We start from the raw sequence: 16,305 nt of genomic DNA on the forward strand, positions 1-16,305 counted from the left end.
GCGGCGCCCTTGCGCCAAGGCCGCATTGAACTCGCGGCAGGCGCCTCGATCTAGTCGTCGCGGAGCTGCTCTGCGGTGAGCCGGTAGAGCCGGTCGGAGCCGAGCATATAGGCTTGCAGCCGCTCGGGCTGGATCAGCGAGGCCCAGGCCCGGTCGAGCACGTTCAGACCACCGGCAAAAACGCCAAATGCCGGCAGGATCATACGCTCGCCATCGGTGGCGAAGCAGCGCCGGCGCAACGAGCGGCCGCGAATGCAGACACGGGCCGCCGGGTGCATATGGCCGGCGACCTCGCCGGGCGCGCGGCCGAACACCGGCTCATGACGAAATACGAAACCGTCGACGGCAAATTCGTTCATGTAGTGCCCCTCGCAGCCTTCCGGCGGCAGGGGGTCGTGATTGCCGGCGATCCAGATCCATTCGCGATTGCGCTGCAGGCGGCGCAACTCGCCGCGATAGGCGGACGGCATGCGCGACGCGGCATCGCTGTCGTGGAAGCTGTCGCCCAACGCGACGATATAGCGCGGGTCGAACTGGCGGATCACGTCGCCCAAAGCGGCCAAAGTCGCCGCCGTATCGTAGGGCGGCAGCATCATGCCGTGGCTGGCGAGCGAGGAGCCCTTCTCGAGATGAAGATCGGCAACGACGATGGTTTTCTGATCGGGCCAGACCAGGGCCCCGGAGGGATGCAGTAACACCTCGGTGTCGGCAAGGACGACCGGCGCGGACTCGGAATCGCGCCAATCAACGCGTTTCAGCGCGTTGCTATACATCGCCAGTCGCCTCCCTGACCAAATCACCTGCGATCTCGGCGAGTAACGCCTCGTCCGCCTCACCCCTTACCGGTTCGCGGCCGATTTCCAGCATGATCGGAACGGCCAAAGGGGTGATCTGATTCGCGGAACTATGACTGATTCGACCCTTGATACGCGAGAGCATTTTTCCCAGACGCCCAAGGTCGAGCAGGCCGGCGGAGGCGTCCTGCCAGGTGGCTTCGAGCAGGATGTGGTCGGGCTCGTGGCTGCGCAGCACGTCGTAGACGAGATCGGTCGACATGGTGACCTGACGGCCCGTCTTCTCCTTGCCGGGGTGGCGCCGTTCGATCATGCCGGCAATGACGGCGCAGGTGCGGAAGGTGCGCTTCAACAGGTAGGATTCGGCCATCCAGGCTTCGAGGTCATCGCCGAGCATGTCCTCCTCGAACAAGTCCGCGAGGCGCGGGCGTCCTTCGGCGAAGCGCGCACCGAGATCGTCGAGCGCCCAGACCGCAAGCGCATAGTCGGTGGCGACGAAGCCCATGGGCCTTGCGCCGGCGCGTTCGAGCCGCCGCGTCAGCAACATGCCGAGCGTCTGGTGGGCAAGCCGGCCCTCGAAGGGATAGGCGACCATGTAGTAGCGCCCGGCGCGGGGGAAGGTCTCGATGAGGAGCGCATCGCGTTCGGGCAGGCGCGAGACGTCGCGCTGCAGTTCGAGCCATTCGCGCACCGGATCTGGCAGGCTCTGCCAGCGGGTCGGGTCGGCGAGCATGGCGCGCACCGTGTCGGCGAGATAGGTCGAGAGCGGGAACTTGCCGCCGGCATAGGCCGGGATCTTCGGGCTTTCCGCCCGGCTGCGGCTGACCAGCGCCTCGTTTTCGCGGATCGCCTCGAAACGCAGGATCTCTCCCGAGAACAGGAACGTGTCCCCTTGTGCAAGCTGCTCGAGGAAATGCTCCTCGACCTCACCGAGCACGCGCCCGCCACGGCCGATGGAGCCGTTGGGCTTGCGCGATGTCAGCCGCACCTTGAGCATCGGCGCCTCGACGATAGTGCCGGCGTTGAGGCGGTATTGCTGGGCGAAGCGGGGATGGGTCAGCCGCCACAACCCGTCCGGGCGCTGGCGGATCTTGGCGAAGCGCTCATAGGTCTTCAGTGCGTAACCGCCGGTGGCAACGAAATCGACGATGCGGTCGAAGGTTCGGCGCGGCAGCGCCCGATAGGGGCTGGCAGCGGTGATTTCACGATAGAGAACATTGGCGTCGAAGGGGGCGGCGACCGCGGTGCCGAGCACGTGCTGGGCGAGCACGTCGAGCGCGCCCGGACTGATCGGTGGGGTATCCTGCGCGCCGAGATAGTTGGCCTCCAGCGCGGCACGACATTCCAGCACCTCGAAGCGGTTGGCCGGCACCAGCAGCGCCTTTGAGGGCTCGTCCATGCGGTGGTTGGCGCGGCCGATCCGCTGGGCGAGCCGGCTCGCGCCCTTCGGTGCGCCGACATGGACGACGAGGTCGATATCGCCCCAGTCGATGCCGAGATCGAGCGTCGAGGTACAGACAACGGCACTGAGGCGACCCGCGGCCATCGCTGCCTCGACCTTGCGGCGCTGGTTGACGTCGAGCGAGCCGTGATGAAGGGCGATCGGCAGATTGTCCTCGTTCATCCGCCACAGTTCCTGAAACAGGAGCTCCGCCTGGCTGCGGGTGTTGACAAAGACGAGCGTCGTACGATGCGCCTTGATGGCGGCGTAGACATCGCCCAGCGCGTAGCGCGCCGAATGCCCGGCCCAGGGGATGCGCTCGGTCGAGCTCTCGAGAATGGCGATGTCGGGCTTGACGCCATCCGGCACGACGACGAGATCGGAAAGCCGCGCCCTCCCCTCCTCCACCTCCTGTGCGACCAGCCAGGCGCGCAATTCGTCCGGGTCGGCGACGGTCGCCGACAGGCCGATGGTGCGCAGCTCCGGCGCATGGCTGCGCAGCCGGGCGATGCCGAGTGCCAGGAGGTCGCCGCGTTTCGACGTTGCGATTGCATGCAACTCATCGACGATGACGGTCTTCAGAGCGGAAAAGAACCGCGCCGCGTCGCGCGAGGCGAGAAGCAGCGCAAGCTGCTCCGGCGTCGTCAGCAGGATATCGGGGGGGGCTAGCGCCTGGCGGCGGCGCTTGTGGGCGGGCGTGTCGCCGGTGCGGGTCTCAAGGCTGATCTTCAGCCCCATCTCGGCGACGGGCGCCTCGAGATTGCGGGCGATATCGACGGCAAGTGCCTTCAGCGGCGAAATGTAAAGGGTGTGCGGCCCGAACGGCGCCGGCATGCCCGGCCGGCGTTTGGCGCTCGCTTCGGCCAGTTCGGTGAGGCTTGGCAGGAAGCCGGCGAGCGTCTTGCCGGCACCGGTCGGGGCAATCAGCAGCGCGGAGCGGCCGGCGCGGACACGACCGAGCAGATCGAGCTGATGGGCGCGCGGCGTCCAGCCCCGGTCAGCGAACCAGGCGCGAAACGGCTCGGGCAGGTCTCCGGCCGCGGGGGAAGTAGAATCCGGCGCTTTCGTCACAGGCCAACAGGTAGGCGCAAAGCATCGCCCCCGGCAAGGCCGGTGACATCCGATCCCCGAATCGTGAAAGAGCGTCCGCCTAGACCGACGGGGTAAGGCGTTGCGCGGCGACGATTGCGCGCTCGGCGGTGATCGGTGCCGGGACGGCGATCGCCCTGTGCACCGGCCCATTGACGGGCACGGGCAGCGCGGCCGGTCTTGCCGGCGCGAGGTCATCGCGGGTGGCGACCCGGTTGCGGCCGTGGGTCTTTGCGTAATAGAGCGACTGATCGGCAATCTCGACCAGCTCGCCAAAGCTGTCGCCGTGCTGCCAGCAGGCGGCGCCGACCGAGACCGACAACGAGATATCGCTGCCCTTCCAGTCGAAGGCGATGGCCGCGATTGCAGCACGAATGCGTTCGGCGACGAGAATTCCGCCCTCGGTCCCCGCGCTTTTGACCAGCACAGCGAACTCCTCGCCGCCGATGCGCCCGACGAGGTCGGTGCCTCGGCAGGCTGTACGAATACCTTCGGCAACGCGCTGCAAGGCGGCATCGCCTGCCGGATGACCATAGGTATCGTTGACGCATTTGAAGTGATCGACATCGACGTAGAGCAGCCAGGGCGCGCGTCCGGTCTGCTCGTCGGTGATGACGCGTTCGGCACGGCCCATGAACGCCCGCCGGTTGAGCAATCTGGTCATTTCGTCGATCTGGGCGGCGCGCTCCAGCGCGCGCTGCTTGCGAAACAGTCGGTAGTTCGAGCGGCCGAACAGGACCGATACGCTCGGCGCGATCATCAACGGCGCGACGAAGGCGACCATCATCGCCTCCTGAATCCGCTCCAGCTCCATCAGGCTGAACAGCGCGTAGCTGACCAGCAGCGATCCGATCACCGACACGGAGGTGATTTCGGCAATCTGAAGCAAGAAACCATAAACGAACGCGCGCATACGAGCGGCTGCCTTTATTGCGAATACCATTGCATTAGGAGGAATATGTTCGCAGCGCCCTGTTACCGCAACAAAAGCCTGTCATCGTGCCTTCGAAGAACTTGGCCAATCGCACGGGATTTTGTTCGTTTTTTTAGCAAACCGTTGAGAACTTGCCGGAACGGAAGAAAACCCCGCCCCTTTTCCGGTCAGCTCCCGTTCATCCGCGGTCTGGTATCGGCCTGCCCTCGCACCTATGTTAGCGCCGTAGCAATGTTGAAAGACCGACGCATGAGCAATGAAAGCCTGACCCGTTTCTTCGGTGGCTCGCCCGGCCGGGTTCTGATCCGCCTGATCCTGATGTCGTTCGTGGTCGGCCTGGTATTGTCGGCGCTCAACCTGCACCCGTTCGAGATCCTCGACTGGATCCGCAGCATCGTCCACCGGATCTACAATCTCGGCTTCGATGCGATCGAACAGGTCTTCACCTACTTCCTGCTCGGCGCGGCCATCGTCTTCCCGATCTGGCTGATCATCCGCCTGCTGAACCTTGGACGGCCCAAGGCCTGATCGACCTTCCGCGGGTGGCGGACGATGCGACGGGTTTTCTGTTGCATCCGCGCCCGCAATATTCTACGTATATTCACGGATGAGGCTGCTCGATCTCGAGCACACATCGTTCATCCGACCGCTTGACTGGTTTCGCCGCTGCCAAGATATTGGCGGCGGCTTTTTTTCCGGGTCATCAGCAAATGTCTCGCGCGCGTGCGGTGTTGCCGTTTGAAGTGACGCATCGCGGCGTGCTTGCCATCGCCGTGCCGATGACGCTCGCCTATCTGTCGACGCCTCTGGTCGGCCTGACCGACACCGCCGTGATCGGGCGGCTTGGCGACGCGGCCCTGCTCGGCGGCATCGCCATCGGCGCGATCGTCTTCGACGTCCTGTTCACCACCTTCAATTTCCTGCGCGCCGGCACGACCGGCCTGACCGCCCAGGCATTCGGCGCGGATGATGTGATCGAGCAGCGCGCTATCCTCGTCCGTTCGGTGCTCGTCGCGCTCGCCGCCGGCCTCGTCGTGATCGTGCTCCGCCAGCCGCTGCTCGATCTCGGCATGATGGCGATGAGCGCGAGCGCGGAAGTCGAAGCGGCCGGGCGCAGCTATTTCGAGGTGCGCATCTATGCGACGCCGTTCGTCCTCTTGAACTACACCATCCTTGGCTGGTTTCTCGGGCTCGGCCGGGCCCGCACCGGGCTCCTGCTGCAGTTGCTGCTGAACGGCGTCAACATCGTCCTCGATATCTATTTCGTCGCCGAGCTCGGTTGGGGCGTCGAGGGGGCGGCGGCGGCAACGCTGATCGCCGAAGCGCTGACGGCAATTGCCGGCGGCGTTCTGGCACTTGCTGCGACGACCCACGGCGAGCGGCCGGCCTGGTCGACAATCTTCTGCGCGGACGCGTTCAAGACCATGTTCGCGGTCAATCGCGACATCATGATCCGCTCGTTCTCACTGCTCGCGGCCTTCGCCTTCTTCACCCGCGAGGGCGCTCGGGCCGGCGACATCACGCTTGCCGCCAACGCCATCCTGATGAACCTGTTCCTGATCGGCGGCTATTTCCTCGACGGCTTCGCGACGGCAGCCGAACAGCTTGCCGGGCGGGCGATCGGCGCACGTTGGCGGCCGGCCTTCGACCGCGCCGTCACCATCACCTTCGTTTGGAGCATCGGCCTTGGCGGGATGCTGAGTGCGATCTTTTTCGCGTTCGGTCCGATGCTGATCGACGGGTTGACCACCAATGGTGAGGTGCGCGATGTGGCGCGCGTGTTCCTCTTCTGGGCCGCGCTGACGCCGATTGTCGGCGCCGTCGCGTTTCAGATGGACGGAGTGTTCATCGGCTCGACCTGGTCCGACGACATGCGCAACATGATGCTGGCGTCGCTGGCGGCCTATTTCGCGATCTGGTGGTTCGCGGTGCCGGTGTGGGGCAATCACGGCCTGTGGCTGGCGCTTCTGGCCTTCCTCGGCCTGCGCGGCGTCAGCCTCTACTGGCGGCTCATCAAGCGCCGGGAACGGGCCTTTGCCAGCCCGGGAATGGTTTCCTGATTCAGTCGCCGAAGCCCCGCCTGCACGCGCCGCGCAGATAGGGTCAGAGGATGTCGAGAACGCTTTCCGGCGGGCGGCCAAGCGCGACCTTGCCGTCCTTGAGAACGACCGGACGTTCGATCAGAACCGGGTTCGCGACCATCGCCTCGATCAGCTTGTCGTCGTCCTCGACGGCGGCGAGGCCGAGTTCCTTGTAGAGCGCTTCCTTGGTGCGCATCAGCGCGCGGGGCTCGATGCCGAGTACCTTCAGCACATCGCGGATCTCGTCGGCGCTCGGCGGCGTCTTGAGATATTCCACAATCGCCGGTTCATCGCCCTTGTCGCGAACGAGCTGCAAGGTCTGACGGGATTTCGAGCAGCGCGGATTGTGCCAGATGGTGGTCGTCATCGCAGAAACTCTCCTATGCGTCTTTTGCCGCCCAGGCCTTGGCATCGATGCCGACGGCGTCGTTGATCGAGGCGAGACCGCGGCGGTCGCATTCTTTGGTGAGGTGATCGAGAATACGCCCGACGAGGCCGAGGCCTTCATAGACGAGCGCGGTGTAAAGCTGCACCAATGAAGCGCCGGCGGCGATCTTGGCGAAGGCCGTCTCGCCCGAGTCTACACCACCGACGCCGATCAGCGGCTTGTCGGGGCCGAGCGCGAGGTGCATGCGGGCCAGCATGATGGTCGAGCGTTCGAACAGGGGCCGGCCGGACAAGCCGCCGGCTTCCTTTGCCTTGGCCGTATCGTGCAAGCCATCGCGGGTGATCGTGGTGTTCGACACGATGACGCCGTCGACCGCACTGCCGCCGAGGACCTCGACGATATCGGCAAAGGCCGCCTCATCGAGATCGGGCGCGATCTTGACGAAGACCGGCACCTTTCGGCCGTTCGAATCCGCTGCCTCATCGCGGGCGGCGAGACATTTCTCGACCAGATCGGAAAGTGCGCTGCGGGCCTGCAAATCGCGCAAACCCGGGGTGTTCGGCGAGGAAATGTTGACCGTGAACATCGACGCCAGATCGGCGAAGGCACGAATGCCGGCGACATAGTCGGCCGTCCTGTCAGCCGCATCCTTGTTGGCACCGACATTGACGGCGAGCACACCCGCGCTGCGCCGTTTCAGCAAACGGGCGCGCATTGCCGCGTGGCCCTCATTGTTGAAGCCGAAGCGGTTGATGACGGCGTTGTCGGCGGGCAGGCGGAACAGACGCGGCTTCGGGTTCCCCGGCTGCGCAAGCGGCGTCACGGTCCCCACCTCAACGAAACCGAACCCTTGCGCGAACAGCGGATCGACCACTTCGGCATTCTTGTCGAAGCCGGCTGCGATGCCGAGCGGGTTGGGGAAATCGAGGTCGAACAGGCGCAGCGAAAGGCGCGGATCGTTGCGTGCCGCGCAGGACGGTAGCAGACCCGTCGACAGCGCCTTAAGAGCAAGGTGGTGGGCCGTCTCGGGATCGACGTTGAAGACGGCCGAACGGAGGAGATTCTTGTAGAGGTCGATCACTTCATATCCTCCGGAAAGACGTGGGACCCGTCCGCACCGAGCGGCAGGGGTTTCACCCAGCGCACCGCGGCCAGCGGTAGCGGTCCATAGAGATGCGGGAACAGGTCGCCGCCGCGCGAGGGTTCGAAGCGCAACGCATCGCCCAGGGCGTTCGCGTCGACTGCAACCAGAACGAGCGATTCCAAGCCGGCAAAATGCCGTGCCGCCGTCTCCCCCACCTGCTTCGCGGTGGAGAAGTGGATGAAGCCGTCCGCGAGGTCCACGGGGGCGCCCTCGAACACCCCGTTGCGCTCTGCATCCTGCCACAGGGTGGTCGATGAAATCTTGTAGATCAGGTCCGTCATGATGATCTCCTCCCCCCGCTGTTACCCGGCAGTCGGGCGGCATACAACCCTTTCGTCGGGTACCCGCGCGGCAGGAGTGGTGATATCGGAGAAACGGAACCTATTCCTTCTCCTGGGGATAAGATAAATTTTGTTTTTGCCTAGACAGACCTATTCCGTCAGCGTAAGTCCATATAAAGGCTTGCATAATACAGGTTGAGGAAATCTCGCTTTGCTACCTAAGGCAGGGGCATAAATCATGCTGTCACACGAGCGCGTTTGGGCCGCGATCGACCGTCTAGCCGCACGGCACGGCTTTTCACCCTCGGGCCTGGCCCGTCAGGCCGGGCTGGACCCGACGACATTCAACAAGTCGAAACGGGTTTCCCGCGAAGGCCGGCAACGCTGGCCGTCGACAGAGTCGATCTCCAAGGTCCTCGAAGCGACCGGCGAACCGCTGGATTCCTTCCTCACCGCGGTGAACAACGAGGTGATGGGCGATCTGTTGCCGCAACAGCGCACCGTTCCGCTGCTTGGCTTTGCGCAGGCGGGCGCTGGCGGTTTCTTCGACGACGGCGGTTTTCCGGCAGGTTCTGGATGGGATGAGGTCGAGTTTCCCAAACCTCCAAGAGAATCCGCCTATGCGCTGGAAGTCGCCGGCGACTCGATGCTGCCGCTCTACCGCGACGGCGACATTATCATCGTCGCGCCGGGCGAGCCCCTGCGCCGCGGCGACCGCGTCGTGGTCAAGACCAACGACGGTGAGGTGATGGCGAAGATCCTCTATCGCCAGACGGCGCGCTCGATCGACCTGCAGTCGCTCAATCCAAGCCACGAAGACCGCAGTTTCTCGCTCTCGGAAATCGAGTGGATTGCTCGTATTATCTGGGCCAGCCAGTAACCGTTCCGCCGTTTCCGGCAGTGCCGTACGCCCGGATTGGCGCAGTTTTCCGCCAATCCGACGCGGCCGCATGGCCAGATTGATGCGAACGGTTCGGCAACGAGCGTTCGGGAGCGTCGATGCGGTGGGTCCTCATCATAGCGATTTGCGGTCTTGCCGCCGGCGGACTTTACGTCCTGCTGGAAGGTCTTCCGCTGACGAATCATCCTTCGATTTCGAACGAAACATCTGATTCGGCAGATCCTGGCGAAATCGGCGGCGTGGAAAGTGCGAAATCCCCCTCGTCCACCCCGGCTGGCGAGGCCGAAACCTTGCGTCAAAAAGCCGCTGAAATTTTGTCAAACCCGTCGCAAAATGATTCATCTCCTCAGCAGCGCGCGGAGGAGAAAGACGGGGAAAAACGGCTGCCGGAGGGCCTGCCGGTTACATCCACGGTGCGCGATGTGACGCCGCGCTCCATGACCCCGGGACCGACCGTGGAGGGACCACTCGAACGCATCCCCGGTCGGCAACCGCCGCCGCTGCCGCCGCGCATGCGTCTCTACCACAGGGTGTTGGTCGTCGATGCGAGCACCATCAAATCCGGACGGATCACGATCCGTCTCGCGGGTATCGACGCGCCCTCCACCGATACAACCTGCACGGACCGCTCGGGGCGCGAATGGCGCTGTGGCATCGCCGCGCGTACGGCCCTGCGCCGGCTCATCCGGGCCCGGTCGATCGGCTGTCGGAGCAAACCGATCGAGGCACCGGCGACCGTGACGCTCGCCTGCACCGTCGGCCGCACCGACCTCTCCGCATGGCTGCTGAAATGGGGCTGGGCACGGCTCGCCGAGGGTGAGGCCGACGACACCCTGGTCAAGGCGGAAGCTTCCGCCCGCGAGGCCGGACGCGGACTCTGGCGCTGATTCCTCCGCCGCCGCCCACCCTTTGCAACGACAAACGCCCGGCACAAGGCCGGGCGTTCTCGTGAACGGGAGCAGGAGATTGGGAGGCGTCAGGCGCCGGTCTTGCCGCCAAGCTCGCCGGCCAATGCCTTTTCGATCAGCGCGCGGGTTTCGGCGATGCCGTAGAGGGCAACGAAATTGCCGAAGCGCGGGCCCTGATCCTGACCAAGCAGGACCTGGTAGAGCGCCTGGAACCAGTCGCGCAGGTTTTCGAAGCCGTGCTCCTTGCCAACCGCATAGACCTCGTTCTGGATCGTCTCGCCATCGCTTTCGGATGAAAGGGCCGCGAGCCGCGCATCGAGATCGGCAAAGGCCGCGCGTTCCATCTCGCTCGGCGCGCGGAAGGTTTTGTGCGGCGCCACGAACTCGTGGAAGTAGCGGATCGCATAACCGACGAGGCGGTCTAGTTCCGGCGTCTTCTCCGGGCTCGCATCGGGCTCGTAACGCGAAATGAAGCCCCACAGCACGTCGCGGTCCTCGGAATTCGAGGCGCTGACCAGGTTGAGCAGCATGGAGAACGAGACCGGCAGGTGCAGCTCCGGCGGGGTGCCGTTGTGGATGTGCCAGACCGGGTTCGACAGGCGCTTGTCGACCTCCTGCTCATCGTACTTGTCGAGGAAGGTGTAGTAGTCGTCGACATTGCGCGGGATGACATCGAAATAGAGTCGCTTTGCCGCCCGCGGCTTGTTGAACATGAACAGGGCAAGGCTTTCCGGTGACGCATAGGTCAGCCACTCGTCGATGGTCAGACCGTTGCCCTTCGACTTCGAGATCTTCTCGCCGTTTTCATCGAGGAACAGCTCGTAGACGAAATGCTCCGGCGCGCGGCCGCCAAGAATGTTGCAGATGCGGTCGTAGATCGGCGAGTTGGTCTGGTGGTCCTTGCCGTACATCTCGAAATCGACGTCGAGCGCGGCCCAGCGCATGCCGAAGTCCGGCTTCCACTGCATCTTGACCAGACCGCCGGTGACCGGGAGCTCGGTCTCGGTGCCGTCCTCGTCGTCAAACACGATAGTACCGGCCTTGGCGTCCACGGCCTTCATCGGCACGTAGAGGACGCGGCCGGTCTTTGGCGAGATCGGCAGGAACGGGCTGTAGGTCGCCTGACGCTCGGGGCCGAGCGTCGGCAGCATGACCTTCATGATATCGTCGAATTTCTCGACCGCACGCAGCAACATCTCGTCGAAGCGACCGCTCTTGTAATACTCGGTTGCGCTGGCGAACTCGTACTCGAACCCGAAAGTGTCGAGGAAGCGTCGCAGCATGTCGTTGTTGTGGTGACCAAAGCTCTCATAGTCGCCCTCGAACGGGTTCGGCACCTTGGTCAGCGGCATCTGCAGATAAGGCCGCAGGAACTCCGGATCCGGCACGTTCTCGGGGATCTTGCGCATGCCGTCCATGTCATCGGAGAAGCACAGCAGGCGGGTCGGGATCTTGTCCTCGGTGAGGATGCGGAAGGCATGGCGCACCATGGTGGTGCGGGCCACTTCGCCGAAGGTGCCGATATGCGGCAGGCCGGACGGGCCGTAGCCGGTCTCGAACAGAACTTCACCGTTGCTCACGCCATGTTTCTCGATCCGCGCGACAATCTTTTTCGCCTCCTCGAAGGGCCAGGCTTTCGACGTGCGGGCGGCCTCGACGAGAGCGGCATCGAAGTCGAGATCGGCGGAGCGGGTAGCAGACATTCTGTGGTTTCCCAAAAGTTGGACCGGGCCGCCTCATTGCGGCGCCGGCACCCATCCAGATCCTGCGCCATCGCCCGACGGACGCCGGCGGACAGAACGTGGAAATTCGTGCGCACATGCTCTAGTAAGCGGATGTCACGGCGTCAACGGCCTTGGGCCGTCGAGCACGCATGGCCTTGCGCTCTTGCGCGGCCTCGTTACAGTTCCTAGGTAAGCCGCGACACACTGGAACAGGCGACAGGAAACCGTCATCATGAGCAAGAAGATCTCCCATCACGACGCACTGATCTACGTCATGGTGACGATTGCCGCGGCCGACCGCGCAATGACCGATTCCGAACTCTTGCGGATCGGCGAAATCATCCAGACCCTGCCGATCTTCCGCGACTACAATCGCGAGAAGCTGATCGGCGCCGCGGAAGACTGCAGCCAGATGCTGCAGGACGAAGACGGGCTGGAAATCGTACTCGACAAGGTCGCCGAGACTCTCCCGCAGAAACTCTACGAGACGGCCTATGCACTGGCTGTCGAAGTGGCTGCCGCCGACCTTCATGTCGAGCAGGAGGAACTGCGCTTCCTGCAGTTGCTGCGCGACCGCCTCGATCTCGACAAGCTGACCATTGCGGCGATCGAAGCCGGCGCCCGCGCCCGTCACCGCATTCTCTGACCAACCATACAGCCTTCGAAGAGCGCTCCGCCGGCCAACCCCGGCGGTCCGTTCCTTTGTTTTGACGCGTGTCTTTATCCCAAAACCGGTGCCCTCTTTTGGGAGACACGCTCTAGGCCCGCCAGAATTTCGGCAGGAACAGCACCAGTACGGTGAACAGTTCGAGCCGTCCGAGCAGCATCGCGAAGGACAGGATCCACTTGGCGGTGTCGTTGAGCGGCTTGAAGTTGCCGGCCGGACCGATGGTCTCGCCAAGGCCGGGGCCGACATTGGAGATCGCGGTCGCCGCACCCGACAGCGCGGTGAGGTCATCAAGGCCGGTCAGGCTCAACGCGATCGCGATCACCGCGAAGCTCACGACATAAAGAAACAGGAAGCTGAGCACGGCGGCAGAGGCCGAATCCGGCAGCGGATTGCCGTTGAAGCGGGCGACGAAGATACCGTTCGGATAGATCATGCGCTTGACGTGCTGGGCAATCGTCGCGGCCAGCACCTGGAAGCGGAACACCTTGATGCCGCAGGAGGTCGAGCTCGAGCAGCCGCCGATGAACATGATGACGAAGAAGGCCGAGGCCGAGAACGCGCCCCAGGCGTTGTAGTCGTCATTGGCGTATCCGGTGCCGGTCATGATCGAGACGACGTTGAAGGCGGCGTAGCGCAAGCCGTCCGGTCCCTCGTGAACCAGGACCGAGTGCTCATATGCCCATAACACCACGGTGAAGGTGATGATCAGCGCAAAGAAGGTGCGCACCTGGGTGTCGTGCAACAGCACCACCGGGCGGCCGCGCAGCGCCTTGATGTAGAGAAGGAACGGCAGGCTGCCGGCGCACATGAAGGTGATGGCGATCCAGTCGATCAGCGCGCTGTCGAAATGGCCCATAGAAGCGTCGTGCGAAGAGTAGCCGCCCGTCGCCACCGTGGTCATGGCGTGGATCGCGGCATCGAACAGCGACATACCGGCCGCGCTGTAGGCAAAACCGCACAGCAGCGTGATGCCGACGAAAACGAGCGTCAGCATGCCCGAAATCTGGGTCGCGCGCGGCAGGATCTTTTCCGCCGTATCGAAGGCCTCGACCTTGAACAGCTGCATGCCACCGACGTGGAGCATCGGCATCACGGCCACCGCCATGACGATAATGCCGAGACCGCCGAGCCATTGCAGCAGGCCGCGCCAGAACAGAACGCCGGGCGGCGCGTTGTCGAGGCCGACAATGACAGTGGCGCCTGTCGTCGTCAGGCCGGAGATCGACTCGAAATAGGCGTCGGTGTAGGTCGGCACGATACCGGACCAGTAGATCGGCAGTGCGCCGAAAGCAGCCATCGCCGCCCAGGAGCCGACCGTCATGAGGATCGCCTGGCGGTGGCTCAGCCGCGTGGTCGAGCCGCGCGACGACAGCCACAGGCTGGTGCCGACCATCAGCGTGATGATCGCCGAGGCCGTGAATACCTGCCAGTCATCGTTGGCCGCGGCCAGATCGATCACCGCCGGCACCATCATGGCGCAGCCAAGCGTCGCGAGAAGGACGCCGATCACCATCAGGATGGGGCGGTAGTCGAGCACCTGCGAGCTCCGCTATCCGGTCAATTCAGAACCCGGGGCGTGTCGGGCACGTCGAGGGAAAAGGCCGGAATTTCGACCTCGAAGCTTTCTCCGGTCGCGGCCTCCATGGTGTAGGAACCGACCATGATGCCGCCCGGCGTCGTCAACGGACAGCCGCTGGTATATTCGAAACTCTCGCCCGGTTCGAGCACCGGCTCCTCGCCGACCACACCGGGTCCCTGCACCTCCTGCACGCGGCCGAGCGCGTCGGTGATATGCCAGAAGCGCGAGCGCAACTGCACCGTCTCAACGCCGAGGTTGAGCAGTTCCACCGTATAGGCCCAGAAATACCGATCCTCATCGGGATCGGATTCGTCTTCCAAATAGAGCGGGCGAACGGTAACGCGGATACCGCGGGTCTCGGCTCGGTACATTGCTGGCCACTCCTGTCCTGTCCCTGTTAAACCATCGGGCGGGCGGCTTGACCAGACCCCGATATGGGCGACGACTTGCCGGCATGGGCGGACGCCGCAGCGGCGCGCCAATAGCGAGGCGGAAACAGGGAGAAACCCTTGTTCGACAGCATGATGAGACGGATGATCGATCCGCCACTCAATGTTGCGGGACGCGGCCTGGCCGCTTTGGGGATCGGCGCCAACGCGGTCACAGTCGGGGGATTCGCGCTCGGCCTTGCGGCTGCGGCCGCGATCGCGAGCGGCCAATTCGCCCTCGGACTTGCGTTCCTTCTGGCCAATCGGCTTGCCGACGGGCTCGATGGCGCGGTGGCGCGAGCGACCGAAAAGAGCGACCTCGGCGGCTATCTCGATATCGTCTTCGATTTCCTGTTTTACGGCGCGATCCCGCTTGGTTTCGCCATCGTCGATCCGAACGCAAACGGCCTTGCCGCCGCCGTGCTTCTCGCAAGCTTCTACGCCAATGGCGCGGCCTTCCTCGCCTTCTCGACGATGGCGGCAAAGCGCGGGCTGGAAACCAGCGCGCAGGGGCTGAAGTCGCTGTACTATGTCGGCGGGCTCGCGGAAGGCACCGAGACAATCGCCGTATTCATCTCCTTCTGCCTGTGGCCGGCGCATTTCCCGCTGATCGCTTTCGGCTTTGCCGCGCTCTGCTTCCTTTCTGCGGCAGCACGCATCCTTTTTGCCGTGCAGACGTTGAGGGGCTAGCTCCCCTCCCCGGCTCACACCCCCTTCAGCGCCTGATCGAAGTCCTCGATCAGATCGTCGACATCCTCCAGCCCGACGGACAGGCGCAGCAGGGAGTCGGTGATGCCGAGATGCTGCTTCACCGCGTCGGCAAGTCGCTGATGGGTCGTCGTCGCCGGATGGGTGATGAGGCTCTTGGCATCGCCGAGATTGTTGGAAATACCGACGATCTGCAGCGCGTTGCACAGCTTGAAGGCCGCCCCCTTACCGCCGCCGAGTTCGAGCGCGATGAGGCTCGAACCCGCCTTCATCTGCCTGGCGACGACATCGGCCTGCGGGTGGTCGGCGCGGCCCGGATAGACTAGGCGCGACACGGCCGGATGGGTGGCGAGGAAGTCGGCGAGCTTTGCCGCATTCGCCGTCTGGCGCTCGATACGCACCGACAGCGTTTCCAGACCCTTCAGCAGCACCCAGGCATTGAACGGGCTCAGCGACGGGCCCGTCTGGCGGTGGAAATTGTGCAGGTTCTTGTCGATCCATTCCTCGCTCGAGAGCACCACACCGCCGAGGCAGCGCCCCTGCCCGTCGATATGCTTGGTGGCGGAATAGACGACAACGTCGGCGCCGAGTTCGAGCGGCTGCTGCCACAGCGGCGTCGCGAACACATTGTCGACGATCAGCGTTGCGCCGGCCTCGTGGGCGATTTCGGCGACGGCGGCGATGTCGACGACGTCGAGCGTCGGGTTGGTCGGGCTCTCAAGCAGGAAGGTCTTCGTCTCGGGGCGAACCGCATCGCGCCACTGATCGAGCTCGGTGCCGTCGACGAGCGTCGCGGTGATGCCGTAGCGCGGCAGCAGCTCTTCCAGCAGATAGAGGCTCGAGCCGAACAGGGCGCGCGCCGCGACCACGTGATCGCCGGCGCTGAGCTGACACAGCAGGGCCGCGGTGATTGCCGCCATGCCGCTGCCGGTCGCGCGAGCGGCCTCGGCGCCTTCCAGCGCGCACATGCGCTCCTCGAACATCGCCACCGTCGGGTTGGCGTAGCGCGAATAGATGAAGCCCGGCTCGTCGCCCTTGAAGCGGGCTTCGGCCTGCTCGGCGCTGTCGTACATGTAGCCCTGCGTCATGAACAGCGCTTCCGAGGTCTCGCCGAACTGCGAGCGCAGCGTTCCTGCGTGGATCATCTCGGTGGCGGGGCGCCAGCGGCGCGGTGCGTCTGTCATCGTCTGCCCTTTCGGCACAAAAAAACCCGGCCAGCGGATACGCCAGACCGG

At 64.3% G+C, this 16,305-nt stretch carries 16 protein-coding genes; 6 read left to right on the top strand and 10 right to left on the bottom strand.

The features are described 5' to 3' along the window. Window positions 1–50 precede the first annotated feature (50 nt). Genes C0606_04190 through C0606_04200 form a run of 3 tightly spaced genes read right to left on the bottom strand, consistent with a single transcriptional unit; the run spans window position 51 to window position 4,267 of the window. Window positions 51–773: a metallophosphatase gene (locus C0606_04190; protein PLX37509.1), complete on the bottom strand. Its 723-nt coding sequence runs from the start codon at window positions 771–773 to the stop codon at window positions 51–53. Further along, window positions 766–3,477, bottom strand: a complete 2,712-nt coding sequence (locus C0606_04195) for a DNA ligase-associated DEXH box helicase (protein PLX37510.1) — start codon at window positions 3,475–3,477, stop codon at window positions 766–768. The genes C0606_04190 and C0606_04195 overlap by 8 nt, the downstream gene beginning before the upstream one ends. After that, window positions 3,386–4,267: a hypothetical protein gene (locus tag C0606_04200; protein PLX37511.1), complete on the bottom strand. Its 882-nt coding sequence runs from the start codon at window positions 4,265–4,267 to the stop codon at window positions 3,386–3,388. The genes C0606_04195 and C0606_04200 overlap by 92 nt, the downstream gene beginning before the upstream one ends. A gap of 240 nt (window positions 4,268–4,507) precedes the next feature. On the opposite strand from C0606_04200, the gene C0606_04205 reads away from it, so the two are divergent. Together C0606_04205 and C0606_04210 are read left to right on the top strand one after the other, a co-directional pair. Continuing rightward, window positions 4,508–4,786 (top strand): integrase, encoded by a 279-nt coding sequence (locus tag C0606_04205; protein PLX37512.1) that lies wholly within the window; start codon window positions 4,508–4,510, stop codon window positions 4,784–4,786. Window positions 4,787–4,968: 182 nt separating this feature from the next. Then, entirely contained in the window at window positions 4,969–6,318 is a 1,350-nt protein-coding gene (locus C0606_04210; protein PLX37513.1) for an MATE family efflux transporter, read from the top strand. A 43-nt stretch (window positions 6,319–6,361) separates the two neighbouring features. Here the strand turns inward: C0606_04210 and arsC are convergent, their stop codons facing one another. Genes arsC through C0606_04225 form a run of 3 tightly spaced genes read right to left on the bottom strand, consistent with a single transcriptional unit; the run spans window position 6,362 to window position 8,152 of the window. Further along, window positions 6,362–6,706, bottom strand: a complete 345-nt coding sequence (gene arsC / locus C0606_04215; protein ID PLX37514.1) for an arsenate reductase (glutaredoxin) — start codon at window positions 6,704–6,706, stop codon at window positions 6,362–6,364. Between the two features lie 13 nt (window positions 6,707–6,719). Then, entirely contained in the window at window positions 6,720–7,808 is a 1,089-nt protein-coding gene (locus tag C0606_04220) for a dihydroorotate dehydrogenase (quinone) (protein PLX37515.1), read from the bottom strand. Then, complete coding sequence (locus C0606_04225; GenBank protein PLX37516.1) at window positions 7,805–8,152, bottom strand: DUF952 domain-containing protein; 348 nt, start codon at window positions 8,150–8,152, stop codon at window positions 7,805–7,807. Before C0606_04225 ends, C0606_04220 begins: the two co-directional genes overlap by 4 nt. A 238-nt stretch (window positions 8,153–8,390) precedes the next feature. Between C0606_04225 and C0606_04230 the strand changes: the two genes are divergently transcribed. Both C0606_04230 and C0606_04235 read left to right on the top strand, forming a co-directional pair. Next, window positions 8,391–9,032, top strand: coding sequence for a DNA-binding protein (locus C0606_04230; protein ID PLX37517.1), 642 nt, complete (start codon window positions 8,391–8,393; stop codon window positions 9,030–9,032). Window positions 9,033–9,151: 119 nt separating this feature from the next. Beyond that, complete coding sequence (locus C0606_04235; GenBank protein ID PLX37518.1) at window positions 9,152–9,940, top strand: hypothetical protein; 789 nt, start codon at window positions 9,152–9,154, stop codon at window positions 9,938–9,940. An 89-nt stretch (window positions 9,941–10,029) separates the two neighbouring features. Here the strand turns inward: C0606_04235 and C0606_04240 are convergent, their stop codons facing one another. Then, complete coding sequence (locus C0606_04240; protein PLX37519.1) at window positions 10,030–11,664, bottom strand: lysine--tRNA ligase; 1,635 nt, start codon at window positions 11,662–11,664, stop codon at window positions 10,030–10,032. Window positions 11,665–11,917: 253 nt separating this feature from the next. Here C0606_04240 and C0606_04245 point away from each other — a divergent pair, with 253 nt between their 5' ends. Further along, complete coding sequence (locus C0606_04245) at window positions 11,918–12,331, top strand: Tellurite resistance protein TerB (protein ID PLX37520.1); 414 nt, start codon at window positions 11,918–11,920, stop codon at window positions 12,329–12,331. Between the two features lie 112 nt (window positions 12,332–12,443). Here C0606_04245 and C0606_04250 read toward each other — a convergent pair whose 3' ends face one another. Both C0606_04250 and C0606_04255 read right to left on the bottom strand, forming a co-directional pair. After that, the gene (locus C0606_04250) at window positions 12,444–13,892 is read right to left on the bottom strand and encodes a potassium transporter TrkH (protein ID PLX37521.1); all 1,449 of its coding nucleotides are present in this window, start codon (window positions 13,890–13,892) and stop codon (window positions 12,444–12,446) included. A gap of 20 nt (window positions 13,893–13,912) precedes the next feature. After that, complete coding sequence (locus C0606_04255; protein ID PLX37522.1) at window positions 13,913–14,305, bottom strand: Co2+/Mg2+ efflux protein ApaG; 393 nt, start codon at window positions 14,303–14,305, stop codon at window positions 13,913–13,915. Between the two features lie 138 nt (window positions 14,306–14,443). Between C0606_04255 and C0606_04260 the strand changes: the two genes are divergently transcribed. After that, window positions 14,444–15,052 carry a hypothetical protein gene (locus C0606_04260; protein ID PLX37523.1) on the top strand — a complete coding sequence of 203 codons (609 nt, stop codon included), beginning with the start codon at window positions 14,444–14,446 and terminating at the stop codon, window positions 15,050–15,052. 14 nt (window positions 15,053–15,066) lie between these two features. Here C0606_04260 and C0606_04265 read toward each other — a convergent pair whose 3' ends face one another. Further along, window positions 15,067–16,254, bottom strand: a complete 1,188-nt coding sequence (locus C0606_04265) for an O-succinylhomoserine sulfhydrylase (protein PLX38661.1) — start codon at window positions 16,252–16,254, stop codon at window positions 15,067–15,069. Between the last annotated feature and the right edge of the window lie 51 nt (window positions 16,255–16,305).

Source organism: Hyphomicrobiales bacterium (assembly GCA_002869065.1).
GTDB lineage: Bacteria > Pseudomonadota > Alphaproteobacteria > Rhizobiales > Rhodobiaceae > Rhodobium.

What these genes read in the sequence shown, in the direction of transcription:
- C0606_04190 (PLX37509.1), bottom strand. Translation starts at nt 773, where the DNA reads ATGTATAGCAACGCGCTGAAACGCGTTGATTGGCGCGATTCCGAGTCC.
- C0606_04195 (PLX37510.1), bottom strand. Translation starts at nt 3,477, where the DNA reads ATGGGCCGGTGCACAGGGCGATCGCCGTCCCGGCACCGATCACCGCCG.
- C0606_04200 (PLX37511.1), bottom strand. Translation starts at nt 4,267, where the DNA reads ATGGTATTCGCAATAAAGGCAGCCGCTCGTATGCGCGCGTTCGTTTAT.
- C0606_04205 (PLX37512.1), top strand. Translation starts at nt 4,508, where the DNA reads ATGAGCAATGAAAGCCTGACCCGTTTCTTCGGTGGCTCGCCCGGCCGG.
- C0606_04210 (PLX37513.1), top strand. Translation starts at nt 4,969, where the DNA reads ATGTCTCGCGCGCGTGCGGTGTTGCCGTTTGAAGTGACGCATCGCGGC.
- arsC (PLX37514.1), bottom strand. Translation starts at nt 6,706, where the DNA reads ATGACGACCACCATCTGGCACAATCCGCGCTGCTCGAAATCCCGTCAG.
- C0606_04225 (PLX37516.1), bottom strand. Translation starts at nt 8,152, where the DNA reads ATGACGGACCTGATCTACAAGATTTCATCGACCACCCTGTGGCAGGAT.
- C0606_04230 (PLX37517.1), top strand. Translation starts at nt 8,391, where the DNA reads ATGCTGTCACACGAGCGCGTTTGGGCCGCGATCGACCGTCTAGCCGCA.
- C0606_04235 (PLX37518.1), top strand. Translation starts at nt 9,152, where the DNA reads ATGCGGTGGGTCCTCATCATAGCGATTTGCGGTCTTGCCGCCGGCGGA.
- C0606_04240 (PLX37519.1), bottom strand. Translation starts at nt 11,664, where the DNA reads ATGTCTGCTACCCGCTCCGCCGATCTCGACTTCGATGCCGCTCTCGTC.
- C0606_04245 (PLX37520.1), top strand. Translation starts at nt 11,918, where the DNA reads ATGAGCAAGAAGATCTCCCATCACGACGCACTGATCTACGTCATGGTG.
- C0606_04255 (PLX37522.1), bottom strand. Translation starts at nt 14,305, where the DNA reads ATGTACCGAGCCGAGACCCGCGGTATCCGCGTTACCGTTCGCCCGCTC.
- C0606_04265 (PLX38661.1), bottom strand. Translation starts at nt 16,254, where the DNA reads ATGACAGACGCACCGCGCCGCTGGCGCCCCGCCACCGAGATGATCCAC.